The organism is Martinezella tropici (genome assembly GCF_003287875.1).
Classification (GTDB): domain Bacteria; phylum Pseudomonadota; class Alphaproteobacteria; order Rhizobiales; family Rhizobiaceae; genus Rhizobium; species Rhizobium tropici_C.
This window is the reverse complement of record NZ_QMKK01000020.1, coordinates 210,355-228,874: the sequence shown is the minus strand read 5'-3', so window position 1 is coordinate 228,874 and position 18,520 is coordinate 210,355. Positions and strand designations below refer to the sequence as shown.

21 protein-coding genes and 1 tRNA gene are annotated in these 18,520 nt (G+C 59.1%); 13 read left to right on the top strand and 9 right to left on the bottom strand.

Going from position 1 to position 18,520, the window contains the following annotated elements; translation table 11 throughout:
* Window positions 1-87: 87 nt before the first annotated feature.
* The 3 genes from DQ393_RS04300 (at window position 88) to DQ393_RS04290 (ending at window position 3,283) form a co-directional block, all read left to right on the top strand.
* Window positions 88-1,029, top strand: a complete 942-nt coding sequence (locus DQ393_RS04300) for an IS630 family transposase (RefSeq protein WP_112340577.1) — start codon at window positions 88-90, stop codon at window positions 1,027-1,029.
* Window positions 1,030-1,346: 317 nt separating this feature from the next.
* Window positions 1,347-2,195 (top strand): outer membrane protein, encoded by an 849-nt coding sequence (locus DQ393_RS04295; RefSeq protein ID WP_112340560.1) that lies wholly within the window; start codon window positions 1,347-1,349, stop codon window positions 2,193-2,195.
* Between the two features lie 242 nt (window positions 2,196-2,437).
* Window positions 2,438-3,283, top strand: coding sequence for an outer membrane protein (locus DQ393_RS04290; RefSeq protein WP_112340559.1), 846 nt, complete (start codon window positions 2,438-2,440; stop codon window positions 3,281-3,283).
* A gap of 102 nt (window positions 3,284-3,385) precedes the next feature.
* Here DQ393_RS04290 and DQ393_RS04285 read toward each other — a convergent pair whose 3' ends face one another.
* Window positions 3,386-4,171, bottom strand: a complete 786-nt coding sequence (locus DQ393_RS04285) for a glycosyltransferase family 25 protein (protein WP_245430251.1) — start codon at window positions 4,169-4,171, stop codon at window positions 3,386-3,388.
* Between the two features lie 264 nt (window positions 4,172-4,435).
* Between DQ393_RS04285 and DQ393_RS04280 the strand changes: the two genes are divergently transcribed.
* The 8 genes from DQ393_RS04280 to DQ393_RS04245 all read left to right on the top strand — a co-directional run bounded on the left by DQ393_RS04280 (window position 4,436) and on the right by DQ393_RS04245 (window position 11,927).
* Window positions 4,436-5,614: a phosphoserine transaminase gene (locus DQ393_RS04280; RefSeq protein ID WP_015340971.1), complete on the top strand. Its 1,179-nt coding sequence runs from the start codon at window positions 4,436-4,438 to the stop codon at window positions 5,612-5,614.
* 139 nt (window positions 5,615-5,753) lie between these two features.
* Window positions 5,754-7,349, top strand: coding sequence for a phosphoglycerate dehydrogenase (gene serA, locus DQ393_RS04275; RefSeq protein ID WP_112340558.1), 1,596 nt, complete (start codon window positions 5,754-5,756; stop codon window positions 7,347-7,349).
* Window positions 7,350-7,557: 208 nt separating this feature from the next.
* Complete coding sequence (locus tag DQ393_RS04270; RefSeq protein WP_112340575.1) at window positions 7,558-8,211, top strand: lysophospholipid acyltransferase family protein; 654 nt, start codon at window positions 7,558-7,560, stop codon at window positions 8,209-8,211.
* Window positions 8,208-9,158 (top strand): phosphatidate cytidylyltransferase, encoded by a 951-nt coding sequence (locus DQ393_RS04265; protein ID WP_112340557.1) that lies wholly within the window; start codon window positions 8,208-8,210, stop codon window positions 9,156-9,158. Before DQ393_RS04270 ends, DQ393_RS04265 begins: the two co-directional genes overlap by 4 nt.
* Window positions 9,155-9,556: a hypothetical protein gene (locus tag DQ393_RS04260; protein WP_112340556.1), complete on the top strand. Its 402-nt coding sequence runs from the start codon at window positions 9,155-9,157 to the stop codon at window positions 9,554-9,556. Before DQ393_RS04265 ends, DQ393_RS04260 begins: the two co-directional genes overlap by 4 nt.
* A gap of 6 nt (window positions 9,557-9,562) precedes the next feature.
* A complete protein-coding gene (locus DQ393_RS04255; protein WP_112340555.1) occupies window positions 9,563-10,216 on the top strand; it encodes a CDP-alcohol phosphatidyltransferase family protein in 654 nt (217 codons plus the stop codon).
* A gap of 273 nt (window positions 10,217-10,489) precedes the next feature.
* The gene (gene mnmA, locus DQ393_RS04250) at window positions 10,490-11,689 is read left to right on the top strand and encodes a tRNA 2-thiouridine(34) synthase MnmA (protein ID WP_112340554.1); all 1,200 of its coding nucleotides are present in this window, start codon (window positions 10,490-10,492) and stop codon (window positions 11,687-11,689) included.
* A 161-nt stretch (window positions 11,690-11,850) separates the two neighbouring features.
* Window positions 11,851-11,927, top strand: a tRNA-Met gene (locus DQ393_RS04245).
* A gap of 669 nt (window positions 11,928-12,596) precedes the next feature.
* Here the strand turns inward: DQ393_RS04245 and DQ393_RS33155 are convergent.
* The 8 genes from DQ393_RS33155 to DQ393_RS04205 all read right to left on the bottom strand — a co-directional run bounded on the left by DQ393_RS33155 (window position 12,597) and on the right by DQ393_RS04205 (window position 16,459).
* A complete protein-coding gene (locus DQ393_RS33155) occupies window positions 12,597-12,785 on the bottom strand; it encodes a hypothetical protein (RefSeq protein ID WP_146758960.1) in 189 nt (62 codons plus the stop codon).
* Between the two features lie 63 nt (window positions 12,786-12,848).
* On the bottom strand, window positions 12,849-13,103 hold the full coding sequence (locus DQ393_RS04235; protein ID WP_112340553.1) for a PilZ domain-containing protein: 255 nt from the start codon (window positions 13,101-13,103) through the stop codon (window positions 12,849-12,851).
* A gap of 243 nt (window positions 13,104-13,346) precedes the next feature.
* On the bottom strand, window positions 13,347-14,039 hold the full coding sequence (locus tag DQ393_RS04230) for a molybdate ABC transporter substrate-binding protein (RefSeq protein WP_112340552.1): 693 nt from the start codon (window positions 14,037-14,039) through the stop codon (window positions 13,347-13,349).
* A gap of 136 nt (window positions 14,040-14,175) precedes the next feature.
* Window positions 14,176-14,451: a hypothetical protein gene (locus DQ393_RS33330; protein WP_181592281.1), complete on the bottom strand. Its 276-nt coding sequence runs from the start codon at window positions 14,449-14,451 to the stop codon at window positions 14,176-14,178.
* A gap of 323 nt (window positions 14,452-14,774) precedes the next feature.
* The gene (locus tag DQ393_RS04220) at window positions 14,775-15,026 is read right to left on the bottom strand and encodes a DUF6074 family protein (RefSeq protein ID WP_112340550.1); all 252 of its coding nucleotides are present in this window, start codon (window positions 15,024-15,026) and stop codon (window positions 14,775-14,777) included.
* Window positions 15,027-15,146: 120 nt separating this feature from the next.
* Complete coding sequence (locus tag DQ393_RS04215) at window positions 15,147-15,404, bottom strand: DUF982 domain-containing protein (RefSeq protein ID WP_245430250.1); 258 nt, start codon at window positions 15,402-15,404, stop codon at window positions 15,147-15,149.
* Window positions 15,405-15,721: 317 nt separating this feature from the next.
* Window positions 15,722-15,979 carry a DUF982 domain-containing protein gene (locus tag DQ393_RS04210; RefSeq protein ID WP_112340548.1) on the bottom strand — a complete coding sequence of 86 codons (258 nt, stop codon included), beginning with the start codon at window positions 15,977-15,979 and terminating at the stop codon, window positions 15,722-15,724.
* 219 nt (window positions 15,980-16,198) lie between these two features.
* Complete coding sequence (locus DQ393_RS04205; RefSeq protein ID WP_112340547.1) at window positions 16,199-16,459, bottom strand: DUF982 domain-containing protein; 261 nt, start codon at window positions 16,457-16,459, stop codon at window positions 16,199-16,201.
* A gap of 258 nt (window positions 16,460-16,717) precedes the next feature.
* Here DQ393_RS04205 and DQ393_RS04200 point away from each other — a divergent pair, with 258 nt between their 5' ends.
* Together DQ393_RS04200 and DQ393_RS04195 are read left to right on the top strand one after the other, a co-directional pair.
* The gene (locus tag DQ393_RS04200) at window positions 16,718-17,413 is read left to right on the top strand and encodes a DNA-3-methyladenine glycosylase I (RefSeq protein ID WP_112340546.1); all 696 of its coding nucleotides are present in this window, start codon (window positions 16,718-16,720) and stop codon (window positions 17,411-17,413) included.
* Between the two features lie 54 nt (window positions 17,414-17,467).
* On the top strand, window positions 17,468-18,499 hold the full coding sequence (locus tag DQ393_RS04195; RefSeq protein WP_112340545.1) for a hydroxyacid dehydrogenase: 1,032 nt from the start codon (window positions 17,468-17,470) through the stop codon (window positions 18,497-18,499).
* Window positions 18,500-18,520 lie beyond the last annotated feature (21 nt).

Below are 18,520 nucleotides of genomic sequence, written 5' to 3'. Positions count from 1 at the left end.
TAGAGCAGGTCCTGCGATCGATGAATCGATTGTGAAGTGACGCGGCGCGGCGAAGCTGATTCAACATCCACAGCAAAGAGGTGGATGATGGCACAAGCGCTGAGCGATGATCTTCGATTACGGGTTTTGAAAGCGTCTGCGGCGGGCATGTCAGCACGACAAGCCGCAGCCCGGTTCGGAGTTGGAATTTCGACGGCGATCCGGTGGATCGCACGAGCAAAAGAGGGCGAGCCGACCTCCCGGCCACAAGGTTGGAGACGACCGTCGGCGCTCGATGCACACGAGGCGTTCGTTGTCGAACTGATCGAGGACCGTAGGGACATCACGCTCAATGAAATGGTCGAGCGTTTGTCCGTTGATCAACAGGTGAGGATCAGCCGGAGTGCGCTTGGTGCCTGGCTGCGAGGCCGCGGATGGACGTTTAAAAAAACCGCACATGCACTGGAGCAAGACCGGTCGGATGTCCTGAAGCGTCGGCGCGTTTGGTTTGATGGTCAGCTCGATCTCGATCCTGAACGACTGATATTTATAGATGAAACCGGCCTCTCGACGAAGATGGCCCGTCTACGCGGGCGTGCACTTCGAGGCGAGCGTTGCCGAGCCGGTGTTCCGCACGGCCATTGGAAAACAACGACCTTTACCGGAGCATTGCGCCTCACGGGAATGACCGCACCGTTTGTCTACGATGGCGCCATGAACGGTAACGTCTTCCTGGCCTACGTCGAGCAGGTGCTGGTTCCGACCCTTCAGGTCGGTGATGTCGTCGTCATGGACAACTTGCCGGCACACAAGACATCCGGCGTGCGCGACGCCATTGAGCGTGCCGGTGCCAAACTCATGTTTCTCCCTCCCTATAGCCCTGACTTTAACCCCATCGAGAACGCATTCTCCAAACTGAAAGCCATGTTGCGAGGTCGGGCAGAGCGAAAGATCGACGCCCTGTGGGACGCAGTTGGCGCCCTGCTACCCCGCTTCACTCCTGCAGAATGCGCGAATTACTTCAAGGCTGCTGGATATGACCCGGATTGAACAGGATCTGCTCTAGCTTCCCGGCTATGACAATGTAAGGGCGCTATTCTTGCCAATTCGTTTAGAAATCCAGGCCTCCACAGGACCCGATGGCGCATGCGCTCGCGAAGAAGGGAGGAGGTGAAACGGCCGCATCCCGTTCTCTTTGTTGTAAGATCACCGATCTCTAATATATTAAATAAAGTATAGTCTCTGAATAAACACGGTAAATATTCGTAGTTAATCAGGTTTTAACTCATTTTCATCATTATCCCTGTCATGTCATTTCGATTGGCAAGCATCTGCTGTGCCAAGGCAAGAAATTTGGAGCCAAAGCCATGATGAAATCCCTAATAGGAGCACTTGCCACTTTGCTTGTCGGCACGTCGGCCTTTTCCGCTGATCTCTATACACCGGAGCCGGTCCAGCCGGCGCCGGAGGTGACTGTCGCCCAATCCAGCGGCTGGTACCTGCGCGGCGATGTCGGCTATGCCTTCACGAACTTGCGCGGCGCCAACTATTTCCAGGGCTCCAACGCCAGCCTGGTCGATTTCGATAGGGCATCGCTCGACGACAACTTCACCATCGGCGGCGGTGTCGGTTATCAGATCAACAATTATCTGCGCACGGACGTGACGCTCGATTATCTCTTTAAGTCCGACTTCAAGGGTTCGACGAGCGGCAATTGCGGCGGCTGCGGTCCCGGCTTCTCGTCCGTTCCCGCAACGTCCCGCGATCTGGCGTCCTTGACGGCCTACAGTTTGCTTGCCAACGCTTATGTCGATCTCGGCACCTACGGCATCTTCACGCCTTATGTCGGCGGCGGCCTCGGTGGTACCTACGTCAAATGGAGCAACCTGAAGAACACGTCCTGCTCGGATGCAAATCCGGACTCCTGCGATGGCACGGTCACACATAATGGCCGCGGTAGCTGGCGCTTCACCTATGCGCTCATGGCCGGTACGTCGATCGACCTGAGCTGCAATCTCAAGGCCGATGTTGGTTACCGCTACCGTCACGTCCAGGGCGGCGACATGTTCGGCTACAATGAAAATGGCGGTCCGGGCTATGACAAGGGCCTGAACCTGCACGAAGCCCGCATCGGTGCCCGTTACACCTTCGGCGGCTGCCAGACGGCAAGCTACATGCCGCCGGCCGATATTCCGCCCCAGCCGGTCTACAAATAAGCGTAACTCACGCAAGCCATTGAAAAGCCGTCCGGTTTCCTCCGGACGGCTTTTGTCTTTTCTCTCCCCCGTTAAGCAATTCTTCCGTGCTTTAAAGCTTCATTAACCATGAATTCCCTATGGTTAATGAAATCAGAATGGCGGCTTTCCCGCAGAGTTTCTTCTCTGACGGGCTCGCAGGGAAGCAAAGGCCGACCGATTCGACGCGCGGGCATTCGCCCGAGGATGGAAGGCGAGGGGTAATGATCCGTTTTGACGCTTTGGCGCTGGCCGCAGCGATGGCAGGCGCATCGGCGGGCGTTGCTCTTGCGGGCGATACGCCGCCGGAAATCAAGGTGCCTGAAGTCAGCGTCCCCGAGGTCAGCGTCAAGGATGCGAAGGGATGGTATGTCCGCGGTGATATCGGCTATGCAGTCAATGCCAGCCGCAACGACACGACGTTCCATGCTTATGATCCGGCCGGTGGCGATTACAGTTCGAGCCGTTTCGATTCCAGCCGCTTCGGCGGCGACTTTTCCGGCGGCCTGGGTGTCGGCTATCAATTCAACGACCTGTTTCGCGCCGATGTCACGGGGGATTTCTTCAGTGGCGATTTCGACGGCCGCGTCTCCAGCAATTCGCCCTGTTCCGGCGGATCGGCCGGTACCGGTTGCTCCACAAAGGCACATTCCTCCTTCAGGGCCGGCAGCCTGATGGTCAATGGCTATGTCGATCTCGGAACACTTGCGGGCTTTACACCCTATGTCGGCGCGGGTCTAGGCGCGACGCGCGTCTCGTGGAGCAGCGTCAATGGCATCGGTTCCTGCGTGGATGGTGCTTCCGGCTGTGGTGGCGCAGCTTCGGTCAGCACACGTTATCCGGGCGACAGCGACTGGCGCATGACCTATGCGCTGATGGCAGGCGTCGCCTATGAGGTTGCGCCGAACATCAAGGTCGATCTTGGCTATCGCTTCTCCCACGTCGCCGGCGGAGACATGTTCGGCTATTCCGCCGCCGATTCGGTCGCGGGTGCCGGCGGCACCATGGGCCGCGACGGCGCGCTTTCGCGCCACGAAATCCGCATCGGCCTCAGGATCACCACCTGGTAGGTTCGAGGCGCAGCGGTTTGGCTTTCAAGGAAGCTCTGAGCCGCTCCAGTTTTTCTCGCAATTCCACACGGAAAGTCGCTACGCACTCTTCCTGGCGTTGCCCTATGGCATCGTCAACACGTAGTTGATGCGGCGAAAGAAGTCCAAGGTTCGGAAGATATGGGCGGGTATGCGCCGCCACGCCGAGGCCTTGGCGGCGCGATAATCGCGGCGCCAGCCGATCATGGTGGTGCGCTGCAACCGGCTGAAGCCGGCGATATTGGTGCGCGTGCTGAAGATCGAGATCTGCATGTCCCAGCCACGCTCCACCGCCACATCCCAAGGCAGCGACATGACCGCCAGCGATTTGACGATTCTTTCGGCACCGTGGCGCGTGACGAGATAGCAAGCCGTCGAACCCTGCGGGCCGAAAAGACAACGGCCGACGATGTCTCCCTTCCTGCTGCGCATCATGGCACGGAAGCCATTCCAGCGGTGGTTCACAAGCTTGATGAGGTCGGCCGTCGGCGCTGCATCCTTGGCGGCCATGGCGCGCGCTAGGAAATCGGCATCCAGCGCGACATCGTCCTCAATGATGACGGCCATCGAGTCATCGCTCGCAAGAAACTGGCGTAGTGCCTGCAAATGGCTGCGATAGCAGCCATATTCACCTGGAAGGATGGTCCGGCCGTGCCGGCGCTGGAAGCGATCGTGATCCACGTCGACCCATTGGTCACGTGGGATGAGGGCGCCGTCGATGCCGTCGATGCGTTCGAAGCGGAAACCGAATTCATCGCTCTGTCGTCGGATCTCCGCCAATCTCTCCGCCGCTCGGTCTATATTGATCAGATAGACCGGCACGATCTGTGCGGGTATGGGAGAGCTTTCAATAAGCGCAGTTAGAGACATTGGACACATTTGTCATTTCTACCGGCGCGACCAGGGACGCCAAACCCTATATGATTGTGCTTCGGCGAAAAAACCAGTTTTTGTGTGGCCAAATTTGGCTGAATTTCATTGTGCGTAACTTACGCACCTTCAAACTTTTCGCACGACTTTGTGATCGAGCGCCATCCGCAAATTTTACTATTGCGCCGGCGCTTGGCTTTCAATATACCCGGCGGCGGGACACTCCTCCCCAACGAGGAGCTTTCTATCTGAGAGGATAGCATCATGACTAAGCTCGCCAAGCCGGACATCCGTCCGAATAATACCCATTTTTCTTCTGGTCCATGCTCGAAGCGTCCCGGTTGGACGCTTAACGCTCTTTCCGACGCGGCTCTCGGCCGTTCGCACCGCGCGAAGGTCGGCAAGGCAAAGCTGAAGCAGGCCATCGATCTTACTCGCGAAATTCTGGAAGTGCCCGCGGATTACCGCATCGGCATCGTTCCGGCTTCCGACACCGGCGCCGTCGAGATGGCGCTCTGGTCGCTGCTCGGCGAACGCGGTGTCGACATGCTCGCCTGGGAAAGCTTCGGCGCCGGCTGGGTTACCGACGTCGTCAAGCAGCTGAAGCTCAAGGACGTCCGCAAGCTCGAAGCCGGCTACGGCGAGCTGCCCGATCTTTCCGCTGTCGATTTCGATCGCGACGTGGTCTTCACCTGGAACGGCACCACCTCGGGCGTCCGCGTTCCGAACGGCGATTTCATCCCGGCCGACCGCAAGGGCCTGACGATCTGCGACGCCACCTCGGCGGCCTTTGCCCAGAACCTCGATTTTGCCAAGCTCGACGTCGTCACCTTCTCCTGGCAGAAGGTTCTCGGCGGCGAGGGCGCACATGGCGTCATCATTCTGTCGCCGCGCGCTGTCGAGCGCCTGACGACCTATCAGCCGGCTTGGCCGCTGCCTAAGATCTTCCGCATGACCAGCGGCGGCAAGCTGATCGAAGGCATCTTCACCGGCGAGACGATCAATACGCCTTCGATGCTCTGCGTCGAAGACTATATCGACGCTCTCCTCTGGGCTAAGGATCTCGGCGGCTTGAAAGCACTGATCGGTCGCGCCGATGCCAATGCCAAGGTCATCCACGACTTCGTTGCCGCCAACGACTGGATCGCCAATCTCGCCGTCAAGGCCGAGACGGCATCCAACACCTCCGTATGCCTGAAGATCGTCGACAAGGATGTCGTCGCTCTCGATGCCGATGGTCAGGCGAATTTTGCCAAGGGCCTGGTTGCGCTCCTTGAGAAGGAAGGCGTCGCCTATGACGTCGGCCATTACCGCGACGCGCCCTCGGGCCTGCGCATCTGGGCCGGTGCAACGATTGAGGCTTCCGACATGCAGAAGCTGATGCCCTGGCTCGCCTGGGCTTTCGAAACGCAGAAAGCGACGCTCTCCCAGGCTGCTGCCTGAGGTTTGAAGCGTTTATGGCTCCGCCCCGACAGGCGGAGCCCAGCATTCCGAATTCTCATTGTTTTCATGCAATTCCGACCGGAAAACCGTTCGCATTTCGTGGGATTGCTCGTCTTAGCTGACTTTTCAGGAGGCCTCCATGGCACCTCGCGTTCTCGTATCCGATGAATTGTCGGAAACCGCCGTTCAGATCTTCCGCGATCGCGGCGTCGAAGTCGATTTCCAGCCGCAACTTGGCAAGGACAAGGACCGGCTGTTCGAAATCATCGGCAATTACGATGGTCTTGCCATCCGTTCTGCCACCAAGGTGACGGAGAAGATCATCGAAGCGGCGAAGAACCTCAAGGTCGTCGGCCGCGCCGGCATCGGCGTCGACAATGTCGATATTCCGGCCGCCTCGCGCCGCGGTATCATCGTCATGAACACGCCGTTCGGCAATTCGATCACGACCGCCGAACACGCCATCGCGCTGATGTTTGCCGTTGCCCGCCAGCTTCCGGCTGCCGATGCCTCGACCCAGGCCGGCAAGTGGGAAAAGTCGAAGTTCATGGGTGTCGAAATCACCGGCAAGACGCTCGGCATCATCGGCGCCGGCAACATCGGTTCCATCGTGATTGCCCGCGCCCTTGGCCTGAAGATGCATGTCCTGGCCTACGACCCCTTCCTGTCGAAGGAGCGCGCCGAGGAAATGGGCGTTACCAAGGTCGAGCTCGATGAACTCTTCGCCGGCGCCGACTTCATCACGCTGCATGTGCCGCTGACCGACAAGACCCGCAACATCATCGACGCCTCCGCGATTGCCAAGATGAAGCGGGGCGTGCGCATCATCAACTGCGCTCGCGGCGGTCTCGTTGATGAAGCGGCTCTTGCTGCCGCCATCAAATCAGGCCATGTCGCCGGCGCCGCCTTCGACGTGTTCGAAGTCGAGCCCGCCAAGGAAAGCCCGCTCTTCGGCCTGCCGAACGTCGTCTGCACGCCGCATCTCGGTGCCTCCACGACGGAAGCGCAGGAAAACGTCGCTCTTCAGGTCGCCGAGCAGATGGCGGACTACCTCGTCAAGGGCGCCGTCTCGAACGCCATCAACATGCCCTCGATCACCGCTGAGGAAGCGCCGATCCTGAAACCGTTCATCAAGCTTGCCGATGTTCTCGGCGCCTTTGTCGGTCAGGTCACGGAAGATCCGATCAAGGAAATCGAGATCCTCTATGATGGCGTCACGGCCAACATGAACACCAAGGCCCTGACCAGCGCGCTGCTCGCCGGCCTGATCCGTAATCAGGTTGCTGACGTCAACATGGTTTCGGCCCCGATCATGATCAAGGAAAAGGGCATCGTGCTGGCCGAAGTCAAGCGCGACAAGACCGGTGTCTATGACGGGTATATCAAGTTGACCGTTACCACCGACAGCATGACGCGCTCGGTTGCTGGTACCGTCTTCTCGGACGGCAAGCCGCGCTTCATCCAGATCAAGGGCATCAACCTCGATGCCGATGTCGGCAACCACATGGTCTATATCGCCAATACCGACGTTCCCGGCATGATCGGCTTCATCGGCACGACGCTCGGCTCCGCCGGCGTCAATATCGCCAACTTCCAGCTCGGCCGCGACAAGCAGGGCGGTGATGCCATCGCGCTTCTGTATGTCGACGGTCCGATCAGTGATGAGGTGCTTGGCAAGTTGACGGCGCATCAGGCGATCCGTCAGGCAAAGCCGCTGGTGTTCAACGTCGACTGAGCCTGCCCGCCCTGAAGAGGGGCGGCAGCTATAGAATTCGCTCCTCCCAAGAGCCAATCCGAAAGCCCGGCGCGATACGAGTTGCGCCGGGCTTTCTTTATGGTTGTGAGGGTTGTGGATAAGCCCGGTGCGTAGACTATCGGGGGCGAGGAAACGCGCCTATCTCTATGTCATGGAGGCTTTGCGGAAGAACATTCTCGGGGAAGGAATGGGCACGCCGATCGAGTGGCTGGCGAAGCCGGCCTCGGTGGCGATCGTGCTCTTTGCGCGCGCCATCACCGCCGTTCGGGCGATCTGGCCCGAGAGCGGCATGCAAACCCGCCGCTGCGTCTATTTCGCCAATCACTCCAGCCATGGCGATTTCATCCTGATCTGGACTGTCCTGCCGCCGCGTCTGCGCCGACGCGTCCGCCCGGTGGCTGGCGCGGACTACTGGCTGAAATCGCCGCTGAACAGCTTCATCGGCCGGGATGTTTTCAATGCCGTGCTGATCGAGCGGGATCGGGAGGCGCGCAAGGAAGATCCGGTCACGCAGATGACGCAGGCGCTCGATGCCGGTTCCTCGCTTATCCTCTTTCCGGAAGGCACCCGCAATCTGACTGATCAGCCGCTGCAGCCTTTCAAGAGCGGGCTTTTCCATCTTGCCCACGCTCGCCCTGATATCGATCTCGTGCCCGTCTGGATCGATAACCTCAATCGCGTCATGCCCAAGGGCGAGTTCGTGCCCATTCCGCTGATCTGCACCGTCACCTTCGGCGAGGCGTTGCATATCGGCGACACCGAGGAGAAGGCGGAGTTCCTGGCAAGAGCCGAAGCGGCGCTACTGGCGCTGGCGCCCAAGCGGGCGGGAGACAGAACATGAGTGCGGCAAGTGCCGATCTGATCCACCTCGTTCTTGGCATTTTCGGCGTCCTGATCGTCGCCTCCGTTATCGGCTATGTGCTGGAACGGCGCCTTTCGCCCGACGGATCGAATGCGGCGATCGAAAACCTGAATGCGCGCATCAAGGCCTGGTGGGTGATGGTGGTGCTGATCGGCATCGCCTTCATTGCCGGGCGTGCCGGCGTCATCCTGCTGTTCGCCTTCTGCTCCTTTGCGGCACTGCGCGAATTCGTGACGCTGATCAACACGAAGCGGGCGGATCATTGGGCGCTTGCCGCCGCCTTCTTCGTCGCCTTGCCGGTGCAATATTACCTGCTCTGGGCCGAGCAATACGGCATCTATTCGATCTTCATTCCCGTCTACGCCTTCCTCTTCATGCCGATTATCGCAGTGCTGCGCGGCGATACCGAGCGGTTTCTGGTGCGCATCGCCGAAGTGCAATGGGCGCTGATGATCTGCGTCTTCTGCGCCTCGCATGTGCCGGCGCTGCTGACGCTGCATATTCCCGGCTACGAGGGCCGCAACGTGCTGCTGATCGCCTTCCTGGTGATCGTCGTGCAGCTCAGCGATGTCCTGCAATATGTCTGGGGCAAGTTGTTCGGGAAAACGAAGATCGCGCCACGGCTGTCTCCATCGAAGACGGTGGAAGGCTTCGTGGGCGGTGTCATCAGCGCTTCCTTGATCGGCGCGGCGCTCTGGTGGGTGACGCCGTTCACGCCGCTGCAGGCCGGGCTGCTCGCCTTCATCATCACCATCATGGGCTTCTTCGGTGGTCTCGTGATGTCGGCGATCAAACGGGATCGCGGCGTCAAGGATTGGGGGCATCTGATCGAAGGGCATGGTGGGCTGATCGACCGGCTGGACTCGGTCGTCTTCTCCGCGCCGATCTTCTTCCACCTCGTGCGCTTCTGGTGGTCGCTGTCATGAGCGAGAAGCTGAAAGCGCTTGCCGGCAGCACCATCGTGCATGTGCTTTTCGCCTTTCTCGCCATGGGCGGCTGGGCGGTCTTCGCCAATCGCATGCACCCGATGCCGCGGCCACTGATTGCGGGCCTCGTGCAGGGCGTGCTTTCCGGCTGCCTGACACTGTTCCTGAAATCCGTGGTCGAGGCTTTGTCGCGGCGATTCAGTGGCCTTCTGCGCCTTTGGGCGCCGCCGCTGATTGCCTGCCTGGGCTCGGCGACCATCCTGGTTCTCATCCATGCGCTGAGCGGCACGCCGGAGATCCTGAAGACCATCGCCGTGCCTCTGCTGGTCTCCTCCAGCTATGCGGCGATCTATAATTACTCGATCTCGGGCGGAAGGCTGCGAAGTCATGGAAGGTGAGGGGCGATGACAGGCGAGGGGATGGGCGACAGACGACCGCTGGCGAGCCGAAATACGCGGTGGGCTCAGATGCTGGCGCGGCGCATGACGGCGCTTTCGGTAACGCCGAACCGGATCTCACAGGCGAGCATGCTCATGGCAGCGCTGGCGGGAGCCTCGTTCTGGCTCTCCGGCGCCGCCGATAGTCTCGGTATGCGAGTGGCCCTGCTGATCCTTGCCACCTTGTTCTGCCAGCTGCGTCTGCTCTGCAATCTGCTTGACGGCATGGTGGCAGTCGAAGGCGGAAAGGGGGAGGCCGACGGGCCGTTCTGGAACGAATTTCCGGATCGGATCGCCGATATCCTCATTTTCGCCGGTATCGGTTATGGCATTGCGATGCCAGGCCTCGGCTGGGCGGCTGGCGCCTTTGCTGTGTTGACCGCCTATGTGCGCGAGCTTGGCCGCGCCGCCGGCAATCCCAGCAATTTCGGCGGTCCGATGGCCAAGCAGCATCGCATGGCGGTCACTACGGCAGCGGCTTTGCTTTCGATTGTCGAGGCGCTATGGAGCGGCGGCAGCTGGGTTTTGACGATCGCGCTCTGGATCATTGCCATCGGTTCGGCGGTCACGGTATGGAGGCGCAGCCGCAATCTGATCCGGCAATTGAAGGCAAAGGGTTGATCGGCACTTTTGCCGCCCCCTTGCGCCGGATAGCGATCCTTTCTATATCCCTCCAGAATTAGGCAGGTTGCGAATGGTGCAGCCCATTGCTCGCATGAAAATTCGCCGCTTTTGCATGGCATCCGGCGGCAGGAAGCATGATCCCGAAAAGTGTGCAGCGGTTTTTGGATCAGATCGTGCGAAATGAAATCGTGAGAGCGTGACGACGTTTCGAAGGAAGGTCATCCCGCTACGGACAGCATCGAAGATCGTTCAAGACTGGCGGCAACGACCGTGAATACATTGGATTTTGACAAGAGGCCGGAAGATACCCGCGTCGTCGTCGCCATGTCGGGCGGTGTCGACAGCTCCGTCGTTGCCGGCATTTTGAAGCGGCAGGGCTATGATGTGCTCGGCATCACGCTGCAGCTCTATGACCATGGCGCGGCCGTGCATCGCGCCGGCTCCTGTTGCGCGGGCCAGGATATCGACGATGCGCGCCGCGTCTGCGAAACGCTTGGTATTCCGCATTACGTGCTTGATTACGAAAAGCGCTTCCGCGAGACGGTCATCAATCCTTTCGCCGAGAGCTATGTGGCCGGCGAAACGCCGATCCCCTGCGTTGCCTGCAACCAGACGGTCAAGTTCGCCGATCTGCTGCTGACCGCCAAGGAACTCGGTGCCGATGCGCTGGCGACCGGCCATTACATCCGCTCGCGCCCGAATCCCTCTGCTGAACATCCGCATCGTCGCGCGCTCTATCGCCCGGCCGATGCCGATCGCGACCAGAGCTACTTCCTTTTCGCGACGACGCAGGAACAGATCGACTATCTGCGTTTTCCGCTCGGCGGCATGCCGAAGGCGGAGACTCGTGCGCTTGCTGAAGAGATGGGCCTCGTCGTTGCCAAGAAGGCCGACAGCCAGGACATCTGTTTCGTGCCGCAGGGCAAATATTCCGACGTCATCGCCAAGCTGAAGCCGAATGCGGCGCTTGCCGGCGAGATCGTTCATCTCGACGGCCGTGTGCTCGGCCAGCACGAAGGCATCCTGCATTACACGATCGGCCAGCGCCGCGGCATCGGTGTTGCCACAGGCGAGCCGCTCTACGTCGTCTATCTCGACGCCCGCTCGCGGCGCGTCATCGTCGGCCCGAAAGAGGCGCTGGAAACGCATCGCGTCTATCTGCGAGATGTCAACTGGCTGGGTGACGAACCGCTCTCGCAGGCCGCTTCCGGTGAAGGTTTTGCCTGTTTCGCCAAGGTCCGCTCCACCCGCGCGCCGTCGCCTGCCGTGCTGCATGCCGATGCCAGCGGCATCTATGTCGATCTTACCGTCGGCGAGGCCGGCGTGGCTCCAGGTCAGGCCTGCGCGCTCTATTCGGCACCGGGCGACGACGCCCGCGTCTATGGCGGCGGCTTCATCGAACGCTCGGAACGCGAGCCGATGGCGGAGGCTTCCTTGAAGGCGCTACTGGCAGGCCCGGTGGCTGCTTGAGGGCGGATGTATCGGCGTCAAGAGAAAGCACTGATTTTTCCAAATCATCCGCTTGACACCAAGCCGAACCGCACCTTATAAGCCGCTCAACCGACGAGCTAGCGCTTTCGAGCGACGGTTCGTTTGACCTTTGCATTTGATTTCAACATCAAATGTGGCGTGGCGGAGTAGCTCAGTAGGTCAGAGCAGAGGAATCATAATCCTTGTGTCGGGGGTTCAAATCCCTCCTCCGCTACCAAAATTCCAAGTAAAATCAGAAATTTATCGATCCCCGATTCTCTCTGCCCGCTCCAGATAGACAGAGCTCGCCTCACGAGCCTGCCGAACCGATCCCTTTCGGGCCATCGAGACGGGTCATGTTCTCGTCCAAAGATCGCACAACTTCTATCATGGCGCTCAATGCCGACATCATGAGAGCGTGAGAGCGTGGTCATGACCTTCCTGGGATTGGGATAGAGCAAGAGCGCGCGTGTGAAGCTGTTGGTTAATCGAGTCGAGTCGGTCGATCGTTTCCTGGTTCATAGCCATCTCCTTTGCAAAGAAACTGAACGGAGCGTCGTATCTTCGGGAATGCTCCGAGTGTGACATTTGTTCCTGTGGTGCGCTTCCGTCGGAACCAAGAGCGGCTGCCTGCGTAGAGATAGGTGACGAGCTTTACTTGATCCTCATGTGGAATCGAGCGCCTTGAACCGCGAATGCCCGATGGGGGTGCGGCTTTCCATGACGACACCAAGAGCAACTTCGAAGGGAGGCCTGATGTCGAGCTATAAGCTTCTTCTTATGTTCTTTCTGTCCGCTGGTCTGCTGACCTGCATGATTGTGGTCGGCCTGCTTTCGCTGCATCAGTGAAATCGCCCTGTATGAAGCAAGCGACGCTTTGCCCGTCTCTTCCGCGAACGTCTCTCGATCAGGCAAATCGATGCCGAAGTGGCGGCGGGAGTTCTTTGCCGAAGCCCAGGCGTGTCGTGAAGGGATACGGTTCGGCGACCTTGCCGTGACGCAGGAAGAGATGATCGGCCGAGACGTCGATCGAGCCGCACCAACCGAAGGGAAGGTCGGAAACGGCGATCTTCATGCCGCTTCCTGCGAGCGCCACCTTCTTCTCCGGGCTGAGCGCATCGTCAGCTGATGCAATGCGTGCCGCCGGCGAGGGGCGGCTTCACACGAACTCAACGCCTACACTGTTGATTTTTCGCCAGCGCACCTCGCAGGCCAGCAGCCTATCGTCCGGAAATCGCAGATTGAAGGTGTTTGGTACCGCGAGCGGGTTTTCGATTTGGATCATGGCGCCGGTATCCGACAGGTTTCTGACAGTGCAATCAAAAACCGAATGTCCGTCGTTGAATATGATCTTGCCGCCGAGAAGCGTACGTTTTCGGAGGGATGCTCGACCTTCGGCTGACAGCGCCGTCATCGCGTTGGTTTCCTGATTTCTATCTTTTACTAATGTGCCATGCTCTAATATCGGAGATGTTAACGCGGAGCTGTGAATTGCATGCATTTCATGGGTCGACCGATGAAGCGGTCGGCAAGGCGCTGCAGAGCTTAGCGTTCCGCGATTGCGGCTGGAGATTTTCAGCAACGCCGCGCTGCCGTTCTAATAGGCGCGGAGGAACCATGTTCCCGGTGAGCCGATCGCTTGTTATCCAGTATGCCCTCAGCGACGTTCGATGCCCTTTGCCGCCAATGTGCCATTCACGTCTGCCGATGCCAGAAACTTAGATAGTTGCCTAGCAGCTTCCGCGTCCGTTGGATCGGCGCTGATGCCAACGGCAAAGTCGATGTAACTTTGGAGTTCCGCCGGAAAACGACCGACAAGCATGACATCGGGAGCGGCGGCGAGAATGGAAGTCACGGGTACGACCGCCAACTCGGCCTCCCCACGGGCTACAGCCAGCGCTGTCTGCCCTGGCGGTGTGCCTACCAGCTTGGGCTTCACCTCGTCCGCTATTCCCAGGCGCTCCAGCAAACCGGAGAAGTAGTCGCCGCTGGTTCCCTCAGCGGCGTAGGCGATTGATGTGGCGCTCTTCAATGCGTGTTCGAACGCTTCCACGGACGCTAAGTCGAGCGGTCGACTGCCTGCCTTGGCTGCCACGCCCATTGCTATCCGCCCAAACGCTACCTCACTCCCCGACCTGACCTTTCCCAAGGCGGTCAGCTCCTGAACCAGATGCGGATTGATGATGACGAGGTCAAAAGGCTCTCCCGCCTCGATTTGCCTCTTTACGGTTGGATTGAGCTCGAACTTGACCGCAACTTTGTATCCTGTGGCCGCTTCGAACTGAGGTAAGAGAGCAAGGACGGCGGGTCGAACCGCAATAGCGCCAAAAAGTTGGATCTCCTGCTTCATGGCCTAACCTCAAATCGGTAGAGACGACTTGCATATATAGCGTATTCAGCGTCAGGCTGGGAATGCGGCCGCTGGTTCGCAGATCGGGCCAGTGTTCTTGATGATCGTGCGCGCGGCGGCGGCTCCCCATTCGTTTTCAGAGAAATTGGCGACCTGCGAAGGCTATCGGATAATCCAATTCTCCGGCGAACAAGTTATCGTCATTGACGTTGTATTTCCAAACAGTCACCGCAAATCCGTGCAACATGTCTTGCAAGAAGAAACATGCTCTGGCACCGTGCCGCCATAGGGGATCGGGGTTTTCAATGAGACTGTTTTTGGCGGTGACCACTGCATTGGTGGTCGCCAATTCTGCAATGGCTGCCGATGAAGCCGCGAACAACGCGCTCCGGGTTTGCAAAATGATCGACAATACCGGCTTGTTTACTGCGCCGTGTCAGGTTGCCGGCAGGAAGAACGCTGTCGTAGCGACGATAGATCTGCCGAGTGCCGACGCCAGGAAGGCATGCATGCAGATTGCCGGCGTGGCTTCCTCCAAGGGATTTCATTTTCCCGGCGGCGAATGGACGGTGCAGATCAGGTCGCCGACCAGCGGCGACAAATCGATCGCATTCTGCAGGCTGCCTAAATAGAGCAATTCCAGGAAAAGTGCGTAGGGGTTTTCCGTCCGGAATTGCATGAACAAAGGATAGAGCGTTTTCGCGATTCGAGGAAAAGCGGAAGGCTCTATCCCCGTCAGGCCGACGCGTTCAGCTCTTCCTCGGCAAAGGCAAGCTGCAGCTCCATCTGGACTGCGTGCATATAGAGGCCGGCCTGCCGCGAGATTTCGTCGTCTTCCACTCCCTGTTCCCGCAGGACGGCGGCAAAGCTCGCCATTTCCGAACGCCAGAAGCGGTTTGCCGCCTCTCCGTGAAGCTGCTGCAGGGCTTTGGCACACCGCCTGACATCACTGGTACGCCTGTCGGCCGGGAATGGTAGAAGCGACATATTCTCTCCGTCATTGGCAGAGCGAATCGCCTGCCTCTATTGGCAACATCGCCGGCACTCCTTCATAAAAAGTGAATTATCTCAGGGAGATCCCGCCTGACGCGGGATGGCGGCGCGTTTTTACTGCAATACGGATATGCCGGCCTCGCGGGCAGCCTTGATCAAGGCCTCCCTCACGGCCTCGGGCGGGACGGCGCCAAGCATCGCTTCAAGGCAGATACGCACCGCGGCGACATACTCCTCGCCATGCTCGACCGGCCAATGCTCCAGCAGCAGTTCAGCGACCTGATGTACTGAATTGACGCGGCGCTGCCTGCCGTTTTCTCCGATCACCAGCGTGATAGCCGGAAATGGTCGTAAAGTGTCTCGTTTCAACACGCATTACCTCCGAAACATACTTGCTTCGGTAACGTTGCAAAAAGCATTCCGGATCGAACGGCTTTCAGCTGGCGTTTATCGAGCTGGTTTCGTTTGTCCACGGAGAGCGGCGTGAACCGCCGGCTGTCCGCGAGGGTTTCTCGCATCGGCCGGCTCCCGCCGCGATACTTGCAGACCCGCGACAACCCTCCACCGCCGCAGCATGGTCGAGGTCCCGTCTATTGGCGCTAGCCTGAACGGATCGGAATGGAGGTCGCTGAGAAGCTGGCTGGCTTGAGCGCCTTGCTTCCCGAGCCGGCGACGGGTTCTAGATAGCCTTAATCCAATACGTCCGCTTCAACGCAGGCCTCGATGAAGATTTTCCTGGCCTTGTCGCAGAGAAGAGGATCGTCGTTGGCGGCGAGGCAAAGGCTCCTGGCCGACTTGTATTTCTCGCCCCTGAGAGCCGGCCAACGGAAAAGGAGGTAATCGTGGGCTTCTTTCGGACTTCGAATTGCTTCCGGTATGCCATAGCCGATACGCAGATAAACGGGCTCGGGCCAGCGGACCTCGCCCCCATTAAATATCATGGTCATTTTCGATGGTGCTCCGACATTGTGATCGAAACTCCTGTCGCGACAAAAAGTTTCGCAATTTACGAAAAATCGATCGTGGCTGTCTTACAGCCTGACGCGGGGCGGATGGCATGGCGGAGCAAGGCCGGCGGGAGGGCGCACAGACGATTGATGTCCCAATCATATGGAGAGACAGGCGGCCGTTTGGTGCACGGATGCATGTGGAAGATTGGGTGAATTCTATTGAGTCACGGGAATTTCGAGCGGGACGCCGGCCTCCGCCGCCGCTATGACAAAGCTGCTGCGAGCCTCCAGCGGCTGTCCCTGACCCCTTTCGACGTCGGCGCAGATTTGCAGAGCCATCATGAATGCCTTGCCCTCCGCCACCGGCCAGGCATTCAGCAACATGTCCAGTGCTTCCTTCGTGCTGGTGACGGCGTAAACTTTTCCAGTCCGCTTGCAGATGACCATGATGGGATAATTCCAGTCTTTACTATTCATGGTACGAGGCTCCGATCCGATGCCGCCGAAACTAACGCTGTGCTGCCTGAAAACTCAAGTTAATTTCAAGACGATATGTGGAGCAGCTGGGAGCCGTTTCAATCACCGCGGAAATCAATTCATGCGGAAGCGCGATCAACTTTCGAGTCATATCTTTCGATGCCGTGTTTTCACAGGCGATCATTCTATGAAGATTACTTGCGCGTCGGCCGAAGATCATAAAAGACTTGGACGCACCGCGCAGGCATGGAGAAAGCGATGGCGAGTTTTGTGGAGATCAAGGAACGGGCCGAGAAGCGCAAGGGCGGCGCCGAGGGCCTGAAGGCATTGATGCCGAAGGTGCCGAACCATGATGCCCTGCGTGCCCTGCCTGATGACCGCATCCTGTCGGAAATGACGCGTTACATCTTCTATGCGGGTTTCGTCCGCAACGTGATCGATGCCAAATGGGCGGGATTCGAGACTGCTTTTTCCGGTTTCGATCCGGCTTTTCTCAATCTAACACCGGATGATTATTGGCATGACCTGACCTCCGACACGCGTGTCATCCGCAACGGCGCCAAAATCATGTCGGTGCGGGCCAATGCGCAATTCGTTCGCAAGCTTGCAGACCAGCATGGCAGCGCGGGCCGCTTCTTCGCCGATTGGCCGCTGGAGGATCAGATCGGCCTGCTTGCCATCCTGGACAAGCAGGCGAACCCGCTCGGCGGCATGACCGGCCAGTATCTCCTGCGGGCGATCGGCCGCGACAGCTTCGTCATGAGCCATGACGTTCTCGTCTGTTTACGGCTTTCCGGCGTGCCGATTTCCGAAAGCAAACCGACGAAGAAGGACCTGCGTCTGATCCAGGATCAGTTCAATGCCTGGCATGCCGAGACGGGTCTGCCACTCACCCATCTCTCGCGCATCTGCGCCTTCTCCGTCGGAATGCCAGGGGAGGAGGATGAGGCCTGATTGATCTCATCCATCGAATGATATTGGATCGCCTCGGGATACAGGAGGAGCAGAATGACGACCGATAGCAGACCCTTGGCCATCAGCGCGCCGGCGCCGCGCTCGCTCGAGCTTATCTTCACCAAGGATGCGATGTCGCTCCTTCAGTCGAAATATCGCATCGTCGAAGTGGGTGCGGATGATATCGGCGGGTTGGGTGACGATGTGCTCGGCGAGGCGCGCTATATCATTGGCCAGCCGCCCTTGTCGAAGGAGACGCTCGACCGCATGCCGCAACTGCGCTGCATTCTGAATGTCGAGAGCAATCTCATCAACAACATGCCTTATGAAGTGCTTTTCGCGCGCGGCATCCACGTCGTGACCACTGGCCTCGTTTTTGCCGAGCCGGTCGCCGAGATCGGCCTTGGGTTTGCTCTGAGCCTGGCGCGCGGGATCGTCGATGCCGATGTCGATTTCCGCGAGGGCAGGGAACTCTGGGGTGGCGATGGCAATGCGAAGGCACGGCTCGTTGGCGGCAGCGATATTGGCATTGTCGGCTTCGGTGATCTCGGCAAGGCGCTGAACCGCGTGCTGTCCGGCTTCCGCGCCAATATCAGGGTCTTCGATCCCTGGATGCCGCCGTCGATCCTCCGGGAACATGGCGTTCAGCCCGCTGGGCTCGATGAGGTGTTATCCAACAGCGATTTCGTCTTCGTGGTCGCATCGGTCACCAGCGAGAACAAGGGTTTTATCGGTGCCGAAGCTTTTGCGAAAATGCGCACGGGTGCAGCCTTCATACTGCTCAGCCGCGCTGATGTGGTGGATTTCGAGGCGCTGATGGCGGCAGTCGCCTCCGGCCATATCGTGGCGGCGAGCGACGTCTATCCTGAGGAGCCGCTCGGCCTTAATCATCCGGTGCGCAAGCTCAAGGGCTTTCTGCGCTCGGCCCATCGCGCCGGCGCTCTCGACAGCGCCTTCAAGAGGATGGGCGACATGGTACTGGAGGATATGGATCTGATGGATCGCGGCCTGCCACCGATGCGCTGCAAGCGCGCCGAGCGGGAAACGGTGTCGCGCATGCGTTCGAAACCGGTGACGCGCAACTGACAGCAGGTCTCCATTCCCGGC

Excerpts from the sequence above, each read along its gene's own strand:
- DQ393_RS04255 (WP_112340555.1), top strand. The coding sequence starts at position 9,563 with ATGACAGGCGAGGGGATGGGCGACAGACGACCGCTGGCGAGCCGAAAT.
- DQ393_RS04230 (WP_112340552.1), bottom strand. The coding sequence starts at position 14,039 with ATGAAGCAGGAGATCCAACTTTTTGGCGCTATTGCGGTTCGACCCGCC.
- DQ393_RS04200 (WP_112340546.1), top strand. The coding sequence starts at position 16,718 with ATGGCGAGTTTTGTGGAGATCAAGGAACGGGCCGAGAAGCGCAAGGGC.
- DQ393_RS04295 (WP_112340560.1), top strand. The coding sequence starts at position 1,347 with ATGATGAAATCCCTAATAGGAGCACTTGCCACTTTGCTTGTCGGCACG.
- DQ393_RS04235 (WP_112340553.1), bottom strand. The coding sequence starts at position 13,103 with ATGACGGCGCTGTCAGCCGAAGGTCGAGCATCCCTCCGAAAACGTACG.
- DQ393_RS04280 (WP_015340971.1), top strand. The coding sequence starts at position 4,436 with ATGACTAAGCTCGCCAAGCCGGACATCCGTCCGAATAATACCCATTTT.
- serA (WP_112340558.1), top strand. The coding sequence starts at position 5,754 with ATGGCACCTCGCGTTCTCGTATCCGATGAATTGTCGGAAACCGCCGTT.
- DQ393_RS04300 (WP_112340577.1), top strand. The coding sequence starts at position 88 with ATGGCACAAGCGCTGAGCGATGATCTTCGATTACGGGTTTTGAAAGCG.
- DQ393_RS04290 (WP_112340559.1), top strand. The coding sequence starts at position 2,438 with ATGATCCGTTTTGACGCTTTGGCGCTGGCCGCAGCGATGGCAGGCGCA.
- DQ393_RS04265 (WP_112340557.1), top strand. The coding sequence starts at position 8,208 with ATGAGTGCGGCAAGTGCCGATCTGATCCACCTCGTTCTTGGCATTTTC.
- DQ393_RS04285 (WP_245430251.1), bottom strand. The coding sequence starts at position 4,171 with ATGTCTCTAACTGCGCTTATTGAAAGCTCTCCCATACCCGCACAGATC.
- DQ393_RS04260 (WP_112340556.1), top strand. The coding sequence starts at position 9,155 with ATGAGCGAGAAGCTGAAAGCGCTTGCCGGCAGCACCATCGTGCATGTG.
- DQ393_RS04195 (WP_112340545.1), top strand. The coding sequence starts at position 17,468 with ATGACGACCGATAGCAGACCCTTGGCCATCAGCGCGCCGGCGCCGCGC.
- DQ393_RS04270 (WP_112340575.1), top strand. The coding sequence starts at position 7,558 with ATGGGCACGCCGATCGAGTGGCTGGCGAAGCCGGCCTCGGTGGCGATC.
- DQ393_RS04210 (WP_112340548.1), bottom strand. The coding sequence starts at position 15,979 with ATGACCATGATATTTAATGGGGGCGAGGTCCGCTGGCCCGAGCCCGTT.
- DQ393_RS04220 (WP_112340550.1), bottom strand. The coding sequence starts at position 15,026 with ATGTCGCTTCTACCATTCCCGGCCGACAGGCGTACCAGTGATGTCAGG.
- DQ393_RS04205 (WP_112340547.1), bottom strand. The coding sequence starts at position 16,459 with ATGAATAGTAAAGACTGGAATTATCCCATCATGGTCATCTGCAAGCGG.